Source organism: Rothia terrae (assembly GCF_014705925.2).
In the GTDB taxonomy this organism is placed as follows: Bacteria; Actinomycetota; Actinomycetes; order Actinomycetales; family Micrococcaceae; genus Rothia; species Rothia terrae.
In genome coordinates this window covers 2,241,782-2,254,194 of the sequence record NZ_CP061539.1, presented here as the reverse complement: position 1 = coordinate 2,254,194, position 12,413 = coordinate 2,241,782, and the positions used below count along the sequence as shown (strand labels likewise).

Here is a 12,413-nt window from a genome sequence, read left to right as displayed (position 1 = left end):
AGCGCAATAAACGTATCTACCGCACTTTTTAGCCAGTAGGCTTAGAAAGTGCGGTATTTTTGTGAGAGACCTCAAACCGTGAAGGAGAAGTTCCAATGAAGATTCTTGTACCCACCTCCGTAAAGCTCGATGAATCAAAGCTGGGTCTGACCAGCGAAGACACTACTGTCAGCTACGACCCCAAGAAGCCTATTGATTCTGCCGACTACGATGCGGACGTCATGATTGCCTGGGCTAACACCAATGATCAGCTCAAGGACGCGGCTGCCAACCTGAAGGATGTCAAGCTGGTGCAGGCGCTGTTGGCTGGCCCTGATCAGGCGCGAGCTGCGGGCTTCCGCGATGAAGCTGTCATTACCTCAGGTAGTGGCTTGCACTCTAAGACCGTTGCTGAGCATACGCTGGCGCTGACGCTCAACTTCATCCGTTTTCTGCCGACCCTGGCGGATCACCAGGAACGCAAGCACTGGGCATCAGAACTAGGTGGTGCGCAGGAGCTTTATCCTGAAGATCAGGTCACCACCCTGCTGAACGCTAACGTCACCATTTGGGGCTTCGGTTCTATTGGTAAAGAAACGGCTGACCTGTTCAAGGCGTTTGGTGCGAACGTCACCGGTGTGGCAACTACCGCGGGTGAGCGTCACGGTTACCCCGTGATTGCTACCGAAGATATTGATGCTCAGCTTGAGAGGACTGATGTTTTGGTCATGATTCTGCCCACCAGCGATTCCACCAAGAATGCGCTGGATGCCGACAAATTGGCTAAGCTGCCCAAGCGTAGCTACGTCATCAACGTTGGACGTGGCACCACTGTTGATGAAGATGCTCTGATGGCATCGCTCAATTCCGGTGAGATCGCGGGTGCGGCACTGGACGTTGTCGTTGAAGAGCCGTTGCCTGAGGACTCACCGCTGTGGGGTACCAAGAACATTGTGATTACTCCTCACTCAGCTGGCGGACGTCCGGTCAACCCCGAGGAGCTCATCGCGCAGAACCTGCAGGCTGTACGCGACCTTGAAGCGGGTAAGGAGCCGAACTGGCGTAACAAGATGTAAGCGCCGTCTTAGAGCCGTGAGAGGGGAGGGATGTACCGTTTTTAGCTAAAAACGGTACATCCCTCCCCTCTCACGTTCTATCTAGGAAAGAATTTTTATTTCCTCGCTCGCTCGGAAAATTCTTCCCTAGCTCCTCTCGCGGTCAAAAGCTAAAGCTTACGCATACATCGGGTTATGTCCGGCCTGCACACGTTCGGACGCGCGAACCTCGCCGGGTGCGGTGGCACCGGCATCCGCGTCAAAGGGCGAGCCGCCCAGCTTTTCGCGTCCGTGCTCGCTCAGCCATCCCAAAAGGTCAGGGCCTACAGGAACAATGCCGGTGGGATTAATGTCCTCGTGAACGATGTAGTAGTGTTCCTTGATTTGCTGGAAGTCTACGGTGTCACCAAAGCCGGGAGTCTGGAAGAGGTCGCGTGCGTACCCCCACAGATTGGGCATGGATGCGATGGTCTGCGTCCGCACTTGAAGTGGCCGTAGTAGACCGCGTCAAAGCGAACCAGGGTGGTAAAGAGGCGAATGTCAGCCTCGGTGATGTGGTCGCCCATGAGGTAGCGGCGGGTGGCCAGGCGTTCTTCAACCCAGTCAAGTGTAGTCCATAGGCGTTCAAACGCCGCATCGTATGCTTCTTGTGAGCCCGCGAAACCGCAGCGGTAAACGCCGTTATTAATCTCGGTGTAAACGCGCTTCATGACCTGGTTCATCTCGTCTTCCAGTTCCTCAGGCCAGAGGTTGGGTGCACCCTCACGGTGGAATTCTTTCCATTCCTTCGAGAAGTCTTCGGTGATTTGCGGGAAGTTGTTGGTAATGACTGCGCCAGATTTGATATCGACAATCGCGGGTACGGTGATGCCGCGCGGATAGTCGGGAAAACGCTTAAAGTAGGCTTCCTGCAGGCGCTCGATGCCGAGCACGGGGTCCTTGCCGTCTTTATCGAGGTCGAACGTCCAGGAACGTGCGTCGTGGGTGGGGCCGGGGAGTCCAATGGAAATAGCGTCCTCAAGGCCAAGCAGACGACGCACAATCAGGGTGCGGTTTGCCCAGGGGCAGGCGCGTGCGGCAACCAAGCGGTATTTGCCGGCTTCAACCCGCCAGAACTCGTGGTTGTTATCCGCTGTGTGCGCGGCAGGGTCTGCCACGATGCGGTCTTCGATATAGTTGGTGTCGCGGCTGTATTCTTCGCCCGCGTGAACGTAAGAGCCGAGGGTGGAGTAGTCATGCGTGTTACTATACTCCCAATATATTTTCGAAGTAAAGTATTGTTCTTTATTTTACGGGGTTGAAGGCCGCACAAACATCCGAAAATTACTTGATGTCGAATGTTATGCGACCTTCAACTATCTACAGCGGATAACTACCAGATTTCTTCGGTACGTCGTCCGCTACGAATCAGCGCCAGAATACGTGAGGACGCGAGTACCCCCGCAAGTGCCCAGGTGCAGCAGATTGCCAGCTCGGCGAGGGCATGCAGAAGCACCGCGTCGGATAACCCGTTCCCGGCTGCGACCTCACGGAAAACTACTATCCCGTGGGTGAGAGGTAACCACTGCACCAGTACGGCCAGCCACGCAGGGTAGGCAGAAACAGGCGCGAGCACCCCGGCCGTGAGCGGTAGTGCAGCTGCCACCACGTTGGAGATCAGGTAAGGGTCATTGAGGGCAACCGAAAGTGTCGCACAGGCAAACCCCAATAGCGTACCCGCCAGAATAAAACAGGGGAGTAGTGCAAGTGCTGTTCCCGCTATTTTCGCTGAAGAATCCGGTGCGAATAACCAGATACCGCCGATCATCACGCACCCCATCAGCGCTGCGTTGAGACAAGGAACAGCCAGCTTCGAAAACCAGAACACAGGGTTGAAAAAGCGGGTGAGCAATACATCGTGCAACACACCAATATTGCGGTCGTAGGTTACCAAGGCAATACTCTGTGCCATCACCCCGGTTGCAGCAGCTACTAGCGCACCGCAGTAGGCGGTCATGACTAGCTGAGGCGAGTTCATCGCGGATGCCACAGCTACCAGCATCAGTAACTCTGTCAGAGGTAGCGCCACCAGCGTGGTGAGAGTGGTGGGCACGTTGATGAAGGTTTGCGTTGCAGCAAGCCGCGCCGCAACTGCGTAGCGTGAGGTACTCACTTACATCACCTCCAATGACGCGTCGCGATGTGCCTTGATCAGGGCGCGTTTGAGCAGAACGGTGCTGAGAGCAAACCACGCTAAGCTCACCGCTACCGAGACAGCAATGGCGCCCCAGAAGCTAGATTCCGTCGTACTTGTTGACCCCGCGTTCAACACGGCACGCACTGCGCTGGACGTCGGTAGCAGATAGCTCACCGGCACTGCCCAGTGCTCAATGGAGGCTGGAATACCGAAAATGCCACTGACCAGAATCAAGGGAGCAACTAGCAACCCCTCGTACGTCATGGCGTAGGGCGTCAGCACAAACAAAGCCGCCACTGCACACGAAATACTCAAACATGCGAGCCAGAAAACGAATACCGCGGGCACCAGCTGCCAGCTAACCTGCGGGTGTAACCGCAGAATCCACGCGAGTAGACCGGCAAGCGGAAAAGCAAACAGACCAAAAGCTGACGCCGAACCTACGAGCGGAAGCAGGGTAGAACCGGCACGCGTTGGAGTAAATACCAAGTGCACCAGTGTGCCCTGAAACCGTTGAAAACCAATGAGGCCCGCGGCAACCGTGCAGACCGTCCACGTACCCACTAGTCCAGCGCGCAACCAGGCGCTACTGGCCGATGAGGGGGAGTGCGATGCAAACGACGCCACATACTGCATCAGTAAAATCGTCACCGTCGATGTAATCATCAACTGTACAAAATAACTATTGCCCGCGAATAAGCGTGTGTGAAAGGCGAGCATACGAAGAACCCTCACTACTACTCGCCCTCCTGCTCAGTTTCAATGCCCAGAAGCGCAAAGTAGGCGTCCTCTAAGGTGGCATGGTCGGCAAGTGAGCTGTGCGCCCGTAGATCCTGTAGCGTTCCGTGGAAAGCTGTCTTGCCCTCATTGATAATCAAAAGGTCATCGGCAAGTGCCTGAGCTTCTGCCAGATAGTGCGTGGTGAGTAGGATGCCCGTGCCACGCTGCGCTAGCGACTTCACGAGTTTGCGCACCTCAAGAGCCAGTTCTGGATCAAGCCCGTTGGTCGGCTCGTCCAGAAAAAGCAGGGCGGGGTCGTTGAGTAGTCCGCGCGCGATGTGCAGTCGCTGCTTCATACCGCGCGAAAAATCTTGAACCTTAGAATCGGCGCGGTCGGTGAGAGCCACAGCCTCTAGCGCATCTTCAACACGTTCCTTGCGGAGCTTACGGGGGACGCCCAAGACATCTGCGAAGAAGAGTAGGTTATCCCGAGCTGTGGCACGCGAGTAGAAACCTCGATCGCCACCGAGGACCAGTCCAATGTGCTGACGTGCCGCGCGGGGCTGCGCAACCGCGTCCACACCGGCTACCTGTATATCGCCGGACGTCGGCGCTAACAGAGTGGAGCACATGTTAATAGTGGTGGTTTTACCGGCACCATTTGGCCCGAGAAAGCAGAGAATCTGCCCAGCGTTGATTTCAAAAGAGACGTGATTGACCGCGCGAAAATTCTTCGGGCCCAGATCGCGCACCAGATTGTGCGCGCTAAAAATAGGTTGGAAAGCCAACGTTATGCCTTTCAAGCATGAGAAATTCAGAGGATGCGTGATGAAAGGGGAGCCGAAGGCACAACAAATAAACCCTACGAGTCCGGTATTTACGGGCAGGAGGTATCAACTGTTTTAAGACGGGTTAGGCGGTTACCTTCAGCATCCCGTGCGCGCGAACAGTTGTTGACATGTGGCATTCCTTAGAAAAACAAAGATGTTATCTGAATCATACTCTTAAATGCCGAGAGGGGTCACTTATCGTTCAAAAAAGCGTAATTTTTGAACGTGAAGTGACCCCTCGCGGGAGAAAAGGGCTTAGGAAACCACGTGACCGGTTTCGTCCAGCAACTTGGCGCGTAGCTCGCGTCGTTCTGCCTGAGCCTTGGGATCGGGCAGCGGAACCGCAGCCAGCAAACGCTGGGTGTATGCCTGCTTGGGGTGGCGCAGAATCTGTTCACGCGTACCCTGCTCGACAATTTCACCGCGGCGCATCACGGCGATGCGGTCTGCCAGGGCATCGATAACCGCCAAGTCGTGAGTCACGAAGAGGCAGGCGAAGCCCATTTCTTCCTGAAGTTCCTGGAAGAGCTCGAGCACGCGAGCCTGAACGGAGACGTCCAACGCTGAGGTGGGCTCATCGGCAATCAGTAGCTTGGGCTTGAGCGAGAGCGCACGTGCAATACCCACGCGCTGCTTCTGACCACCGGAAAGCTCGTGCGGATAGCGGTTGCGGTAAGAGCGGGGCAGCTCAACACGGTCCAACAGGCCCTCGATGCGACGCTGCAGCTCAGCACCCTTAGCCTCACCCGCGAGGAACATAGGCTCACCAATGGACTCACCGATAGGCAGACGCGGGTTCAGCGAGGACGACGGGTCCTGGAACACCATACCGACGTCCTTGCGGACAGCCGCCAGGGTCTTGCGGTTGGGCTTGCGCATGTCGTAACCGCACACGTTCAACTCGCCTTCGGCAACATCCAAGAAGCCAACGGTCGCGCGACCAATGGTTGACTTACCGGAGCCGGATTCGCCCACCAGACCGAGCACCTCGCCGGCGCGGATTTCAAGGTTTGCGCCGGTGACCGCGCGGAAGGGGCCAACGCGTCCCTGCTTGGGGTATTCCAGCGCCACGTCCTTCAGCGAGAGAATAACGTCGCCGTCAAACTCGCGCGGGGGCATGACCTGGTTGATAATAGCTGTCGGAGGACGCTGGCCCTCGGCTGCATCGTCGATAGCCGCGTTGACGTCGATCTCGCCGCCACCCAGGTTGAGCACTGAACCGAGCAGCGCCTTGGTGTAGTCGTGCTGCGGGTTGTTGAAGATATGCTCAGCGTCGCCGGTTTCAACAATTTCACCGCGGCGCATCACAGCAACGCGGTCTGCGAGGTCAGCAACAACACCCATGTCGTGGGTGATGAGAATAATTGCTGAGTTGAGCTTCTTCTGCAGGTTACGCATGAGTTCAAGGATTTCAGCCTGAACGGTCACGTCGAGCGCGGTGGTGGGCTCATCAGCAATCAGCAGCTTGGGGTCGGTTGAGAGCGACTGCGCAATCATGGCGCGCTGGCGCTGACCACCTGACATCTGGTGCGGGTATGAGTTGAATGCCTTGATGGGATCCGGCATTTCAACCAGTTCCAGCATCTTGATGGCTTCTTCTTTACCCTGCGCAGGCGAGATGTCCTTGTGCAGACGCAGGGTCTCCACAATCTGATCGCCCACAGTCATTACCGGGTTCATCGCGGTCATGGGTTCCTGGAAGATGACTGCAATGTCATCGCCACGAACGCCAAGAAGCGCTGAGTTGCTCAAGCCAATGAGCTCGCGTCCGTTGAGCTTAACGGAGCCTGAGACGCGGGCGTTCTTGGGCAGAAGGCCGATCATACCCATGGATGAAACCGACTTACCTGAGCCAGATTCACCCACGATTGCCAGAACTTCACCGGCGTGGACGGTGTAGTTCAGATTGGTTGCTGCCGGCACCCATTTGCGGTCGACGCCAAAGTCGACGCTGAGGTTGCGTACTTCGAGGACGGGCTGTGCTGCTTCTGCACGGTCTGCTCGTACGCTAGCTGTTTGAGTAGTCACTTGGGTATCCCCACTCTTATTTGTGTATCAATTCTTGGGAGCGTTGCTCGTATGTTGGTTGTTTGCGCTTGAATCTTTGAGAGAATTTAGAACTATGAAATCCCAGTATCTTCAGAACCCGCCGGTGCGTTTTCGCCCTAAGACCGCTGTCTTCTACACCGTTGTTGCTGTTGTTATTGCTGTCGTTTTGGTTGCGGCAACTTTGTACGTTTACGGTGTGTATGGGCTGGTTGCTAAGTGCTGGCCGTGGTTCTTTTTAGCCTACGGAGTGTGGTATCTGCTGGGCTATCCTTCGTTTGAGGTTGACCGCGATGAACTCTGCATCAAGAACCCTTTTGTTTCTCACCGCGTGGGTTACCCCAACCTGATTGATGTCTCGACCAAATTCAACTTGACCTTGGTGACCGCTCGTAAGAAGTATCAAGCATTTGCTGTGCCTTCTACCGGTATGCGTGCTGGGTTACATACTCGCGAGGAAGAAATTACCAATCTGCCATCTATCACTTACGGCGGTCATGGCTCGGTTCGTACTTCTGATCTCCCCACGGGATTCTCCGGTAGTGCTGCCATGGTGGCTCGCGGCTACTGGCAAGAAATCGTTGAGGATGAAGCTCTGAGCACCTTCCCCGGGATTGAAGAATCAACCTTCGATGTCAAAGGCGGCGTCATCTTTGCGCTTTTAGCACTTGCCGCTGCGGTGAGTGTATTTCTCTAGTTCGTTATCTCTATAAAGTTTTCAAGAGGCGGTGGACGCTTGCTCCTGTGTGTAGCGGGGCGGGCGTCCACCGCTTGTTCTTTAGCGCTTGGTGACGGTGTTGTCAGCCCAGGGAGCCTGGCCGTCTTCGCCGTCTTCAACGACCTTGCCGCGTTTGACGGTTGCCTCACCGGGGGCTGCTACTGCAAGACCCTCGATGCTCAGACCGTTTTCAGCTGAGTGGGCGGTGCGCTCCTTAGCCTTACGCGGGTTGAACTTCTTCTGGCGGGGGTCGAATGCGTCGCGCAGACCGTCACCGACGAAGTTCACGCACAGTGACAAGACAAGGATGAACAGACCCGGGAACCAGAAGAGCCAGGGGCGGGTAGAGAATGCAGTCTGGTTAGCTGAGATTAAAGAACCCAGTGACCAGTCGGGTGCCTTCACACCGAAGCCGAGGTAGCTCAGCGCGGTCTCGGTCAGAATTGCTGATGACATCATGAGCGAGACGTTCACGGTCACAACGCCGATAGCGTTAGGCAGAATGTGCTTGAAAATGATGCGCATATCTGACGCGCCAGCCAGGCGGGCAGCGTCCACGAACTCACGTTCACGCAGGGTCAAGAACTCTGCACGAACCAGACGAGCCAGTGAGCTCCAGAAGAGCAAACCAACAACCACACCGAGAGCAATGATGCTCCAGGTGCCGTGGAAGTAGTTACCGGCGATCTTACCGAGCACAGCGGTGAGCAGCATCAGAGGAATAATGATGATGATGTCGGTAAAGCGCATGATGATGGTCTCTACCCAGCCGCGGAAGTAACCCGCCAGACCACCGAAGAGAACACCGAGGAAGCCTGCGATACCGCTGATGAGGATAACCACTAAGAAGGTGTTTTGCACACCGCGCATGGTCATTGCAAAGAGGTCGCGACCGGTTGCGTCCTGACCGAACCAGTGTTCACCAGAAGGCGCGCCGCCGTTGACCATTTGCTGCATTTCGGTGTGGTCGTACTTCCACCAGCCGGGAATGGGGCCCACGCCCATAGCGGTCATTGCCAGCAAGAAGATGAAGACAATAATTGCCAGCGAGATAATTGCACCGGTGTTCTGCACAAAGCGCTTACGAACAATCTGGCCCTGAGTTTTACCCGCTGATTCCTGGTTACGGTTATCAACGTTGGTTTCGACGGAGCGCAGAGCGGTGGTTTCTGTGGTGGGCGCTTTGGTGCTACCCGAGGTCTTGTTTTCGTTGGTGCTCATTATGCTTTCACCCTAACGCGCGGATCAAGGATGGAGTAGAGCAGGTCTGCAATGAGGTTGAAGACCAGCGCCATAATACCGGTGACGAGGAAGACGCCCATCACGGGGTTGGGGTCTGTGTGCGCTAGTGAGTCCAGGAAGAGTGAACCCATGCCCTTGAAGGAGAAGATACGTTCGGTAATTGCTGCACCACCGATGATTGCGCCGAAGTCCATCGCGATGATGGTTGCCAGCGGAATCAAAGCGTTGCGGAAGGCGTGCTTCATGACGACTGCGCGTTCTGAAACACCCTTTGCGCGTGCGGTGCGAATGTAGTCCTGGTTCATGATTTCGAGCATGGACGCGCGTGAGTAGCGTGAGTAGCTAGCCAGCGAAATCAAGGTCAGAGCAATGGTGGGCAGAAGGATGTGGGTGAAGGTGTCCAAACCGCTGATCCAGAAGTCCCCGTTGAGGTTAGGGGTGGATGCGTTTGCGGTTGGGATCGGACGGCCCTTAATACGGGGGTTGGTGATGTAGTCACCCCATGACTGCATGAAGCGGTCTGCGAAGATCAGCAGTGCCATGACGAAGCCGGTGAGTGCACCAACGCGTGCGCCCTGCCCCTTGTCGTAGCCGCCTGCGAGCAGACCTGCAATGATACCGAGAACGATGAAGACAACGGAGATGATGACGATCATCAAGAAGGTTGCCTGGTCGAGAAGGTTCTGAATGGGGAAGTAGACGATCAAACCAACTACTACCATTGCCAAACCTGCAATGAGTGCGCGGCGGTTACGAAGACCGGACACCAAAATGGTGAAGACAACCGCTGCAAGAACGCCGAGAACCAGCATGAAGGGAATACCCAAGAACGGATTGAGCAGCCACTCGGTAGCTGAGACGAAGATAATCAGACCTGCGGTGAGCACAAAACCGAAAACAGCTAGCAGGATGCGGGTCTTCTGCTTGCCGTAGGAGGCTGCGTACCAGAAAAGGCCAGCCACCAGTGAAATCAACAGCGTTGTTGGGATGGTGACCTGCGGGTTCTTCAAGAAGTCGTTGAAGCCGATTGCCAAGAATTCCTTGAGTAGGACCGCAATCCAGAAGGAAGGCAGTGAGAAGAAGAGGAAGCTTGCAAAGGTTACGGTGTAGTCCAAGCCTGAGTACTGGCGAAGAGCTGAGATGATACCGAGGCTCACACCAATCAGAATCGACAGAATGGTTGCCGCAACTACCAGAATCAGGGTCTGGTAGATAGCGTTTGACAGCAACTGGGTGACGGGAGTGCCTGCAAGGTTTGAGCCAAAGTCGCACTTGCCCGTGAAGCATCCCAGCACGCCGCCGAGCCACATAAAGTAGCGCAGGGGAGCGGGGGTATCAAGATTCAAAGCATCAATGCGCTGCTGGATTAAGGCTTCTTTATTTGCACTTTGTAGGGTGCGGAGTTCCGCGAGGGGGTCGCCCGACGCGGCTGTCAGAAGGTAGATCAAAAATGATGCACCAAAGAGGATGAACACTGCCGTGAGCAGTCTCCTCGCTACGTACATGAACATGGTGGAATCCGTAAGGGTTGTAATTGAGGTTCTATGGTTATAGGTCTACACAACCAAAGCGCGGATGCAATTGCACCCGCGCTATGGCGTTTTCTCAAGTGGTGAGCATAAAGACTGGGTGCCCTATCGCGATTAGCTAGCGATATCCCATTCTTCAGCGTTCCAGGTTAGAGGCTGCTGACCCGGCTTGGGCTTTACACCGGTAATCGCATCATTGTAAGAAGCGACTGCTACGGACTGGAAGAGGGGCAGACCGTAAGCGTCCTTGAAGAGCTCTGCGTCAGCTGACTGCTTGAGCTGTTCAATCTTGCTCTGGTCAGTGGTCTTCATAATGTCATCTGCTGCTGCATCAACAGTTGCGTTGGAGTAGCTGGTGAAGTTAGAGGAAGCGCCGGTCTTGAAAATCTGACCCAGGGCTGAGTTGCCAACACCTGATGAAACCCAGCCGAAGATTGATGCGTCGTATGCGCCGTCCTTACCGGTGGGAAGCTGCTCTGACCAATCCTCGGTGCCCTTGTCTTCGACCTTGAAACCTGCCTTCTCAGCTGATTCCTTAATCATCTGGTAGGAGTTCACGCGGTTTGCGTTCTTGTTGTTGTAGAGGATACGAACGGTCGGGGTCTTACCGCCGAGAAGCTCTTTTGCCTTCGAGATGTTCTCATCCATGTTGTCTGAGGGGTACTCAGATGAGTTGTTGTTCTCAACGCTCTTGTCGTAGTTTTCCTTGTCTGACAAAACGTAGAGCTGTGAGTTCAGAACTGAAGCATCAGATTCCATAGGCTTGATGAGCTTGTTGACGATGTCCTGGCGAGGAATAGTCAGCAAGAATGCCTTACGAACGTTCTCGTCAGCGAAGGGGCTACCTTCAACCATGTTGAGGTCAACGTGATCGTAAGACTGGTCGGGCTGGGTCTTGGTGGTAACACCGTCAACACCCTGCAACTGTGAAACGGTGTCGATGGATGCCTGAGGCGCAACCATGTCAACGTCACCGTTCTGAATTGCCTGAACCTGCGCTGAAGGATCAGCCATGGTCTTGAAAACGATTTCGTTGACCTTGGGCTTGTTATCGCCCTGGTAGTTTTCGTTGGCAGTCAGGGTAACTGACTGGTTTTCAACGATGTCGGTGACCTTGTAGGGGCCGTTACCTACGAGCAGTGACTCATCGCTGGGCTTAGTAGTGGTATCAAAACCGGTGTTCCACGCCTCCGCAATCTTGCGTAGGTCTGAGTTTTCCTTGCCGGGCTCAGCATTCTCAAGGGTTTCAGCGAGCTTGGCTTCGTCCATGCCTGCCTGCTGTGCTACAACATGAGCAGGTACTGAGATGTTGTAGGCAATCTCCCAGTCAGCAAACTGCTGGGGGTAATTGAAGGTGATAGAGCGACCGTCTTCGCCCAGAGTGGGCTTGCTAGCCTGGCCAAGACCCTGGGTCTCGCCTGCAAAGTCAAAGTAGCTAACGCCGTTCTCGCCTTCGCCGTTGAAGTAACCGGACTCTGCAGCCCATGCGAGAAGAAGATCAGCCTTGTCGATATCGTTGCCATCAGACCACTTCTGGCCTTCGTTGACCTTGTAATCAACCTTGATGCCGTCGCCGTCTTCGGTCATGTTGTATGAGCCGAACCAGTCATTGTGGCGAACATCGAAAGTGTCGGTAATGGTGTAGAAGCCACGGGTAGTCAGCTGAGCAATAATACCGTTGGTATCTGAGTTGCCACTAGCGGTGTCAGTGTTGAGCGATGAGAAAACGTTGGTTAGAGCAACAGACACTGACTTGTCTTTGTTGTCTGATGAGCCCGATGAGTTGTTTGATGAACCGTTTGATGCACAAGCGGTCAAACCCAAAGCAGCGATAGCGGTGAGGCTCAAAACGCTGGAGATGCGTGACTTAACCATTCGATGGTCTCCTTGAAAAAGTGAAAAGAAAATGTGGTGGTGCACTTATAGTGCGTACAGGCGAAACAGCCACTTAACGTGACTAACAACACTTATTGGTTTCATAGTAGACCAAAGATGCTGAAAACAGGTAGTCAGAATGACTTTTTTTCATTTTATTTTTATGTTGCGGATTTATTGCGCACGATTTCACATAGTGAGGTCTCGAATTGAGGCTGGGCCGAGATAGGTGGAAAATATTGT

Annotated in this window: 9 protein-coding genes and 1 pseudogene; 2 read left to right on the top strand and 8 right to left on the bottom strand. The window is 54.7% G+C overall.

The features are described 5' to 3' along the window. The first annotated feature begins 95 nt into the window (after window positions 1-95). Window positions 96-1,055, top strand: coding sequence for a phosphoglycerate dehydrogenase (locus IDM49_RS10305; RefSeq protein WP_190724440.1), 960 nt, complete (start codon window positions 96-98; stop codon window positions 1,053-1,055). 156 nt (window positions 1,056-1,211) lie between these two features. Here the strand turns inward: IDM49_RS10305 and IDM49_RS10300 are convergent. The 5 genes and pseudogenes from IDM49_RS10300 to IDM49_RS10280 all read right to left on the bottom strand — a co-directional run bounded on the left by IDM49_RS10300 (window position 1,212) and on the right by IDM49_RS10280 (window position 6,788). Next, a pseudogene (locus IDM49_RS10300) lies at window positions 1,212-2,296 on the bottom strand (glutathione S-transferase family protein). A 110-nt stretch (window positions 2,297-2,406) separates the two neighbouring features. Continuing rightward, window positions 2,407-3,186, bottom strand: coding sequence for an ABC transporter permease (locus tag IDM49_RS10295; RefSeq protein WP_190724439.1), 780 nt, complete (start codon window positions 3,184-3,186; stop codon window positions 2,407-2,409). Beyond that, a complete protein-coding gene (locus tag IDM49_RS10290) occupies window positions 3,187-3,930 on the bottom strand; it encodes an ABC transporter permease (protein ID WP_190724438.1) in 744 nt (247 codons plus the stop codon). A 17-nt stretch (window positions 3,931-3,947) separates the two neighbouring features. Then, window positions 3,948-4,718, bottom strand: a complete 771-nt coding sequence (locus IDM49_RS10285; protein ID WP_228008088.1) for an ABC transporter ATP-binding protein — start codon at window positions 4,716-4,718, stop codon at window positions 3,948-3,950. Window positions 4,719-5,015: 297 nt separating this feature from the next. Further along, window positions 5,016-6,788: an ABC transporter ATP-binding protein gene (locus IDM49_RS10280; RefSeq protein WP_168614141.1), complete on the bottom strand. Its 1,773-nt coding sequence runs from the start codon at window positions 6,786-6,788 to the stop codon at window positions 5,016-5,018. Window positions 6,789-6,882: 94 nt separating this feature from the next. On the opposite strand from IDM49_RS10280, the gene IDM49_RS10275 reads away from it, so the two are divergent. Continuing rightward, a complete protein-coding gene (locus IDM49_RS10275; RefSeq protein ID WP_190724437.1) occupies window positions 6,883-7,503 on the top strand; it encodes a hypothetical protein in 621 nt (206 codons plus the stop codon). Between the two features lie 81 nt (window positions 7,504-7,584). Here IDM49_RS10275 and IDM49_RS10270 read toward each other — a convergent pair whose 3' ends face one another. The 3 genes from IDM49_RS10270 to IDM49_RS10260 form a co-directional block, all read right to left on the bottom strand. Further along, window positions 7,585-8,745 (bottom strand): ABC transporter permease, encoded by a 1,161-nt coding sequence (locus IDM49_RS10270; RefSeq protein WP_190724436.1) that lies wholly within the window; start codon window positions 8,743-8,745, stop codon window positions 7,585-7,587. Next, entirely contained in the window at window positions 8,745-10,277 is a 1,533-nt protein-coding gene (locus IDM49_RS10265) for an ABC transporter permease (protein WP_190724435.1), read from the bottom strand. The genes IDM49_RS10270 and IDM49_RS10265 overlap by 1 nt, the downstream gene beginning before the upstream one ends. A gap of 132 nt (window positions 10,278-10,409) precedes the next feature. Further along, window positions 10,410-12,170: an ABC transporter family substrate-binding protein gene (locus IDM49_RS10260; RefSeq protein WP_190724434.1), complete on the bottom strand. Its 1,761-nt coding sequence runs from the start codon at window positions 12,168-12,170 to the stop codon at window positions 10,410-10,412. Between the last annotated feature and the right edge of the window lie 243 nt (window positions 12,171-12,413).

Bases quoted from the DNA above. Each gene is read 5' to 3' on its own strand.
- IDM49_RS10305 (WP_190724440.1), top strand. From the start codon at position 96: ATGAAGATTCTTGTACCCACCTCCGTAAAGCTCGATGAATCAAAGCTG.
- IDM49_RS10290 (WP_190724438.1), bottom strand. From the start codon at position 3,930: ATGCTCGCCTTTCACACACGCTTATTCGCGGGCAATAGTTATTTTGTA.
- IDM49_RS10265 (WP_190724435.1), bottom strand. From the start codon at position 10,277: ATGTTCATGTACGTAGCGAGGAGACTGCTCACGGCAGTGTTCATCCTC.
- IDM49_RS10275 (WP_190724437.1), top strand. From the start codon at position 6,883: ATGAAATCCCAGTATCTTCAGAACCCGCCGGTGCGTTTTCGCCCTAAG.
- IDM49_RS10270 (WP_190724436.1), bottom strand. From the start codon at position 8,745: ATGAGCACCAACGAAAACAAGACCTCGGGTAGCACCAAAGCGCCCACC.
- IDM49_RS10260 (WP_190724434.1), bottom strand. From the start codon at position 12,170: ATGGTTAAGTCACGCATCTCCAGCGTTTTGAGCCTCACCGCTATCGCT.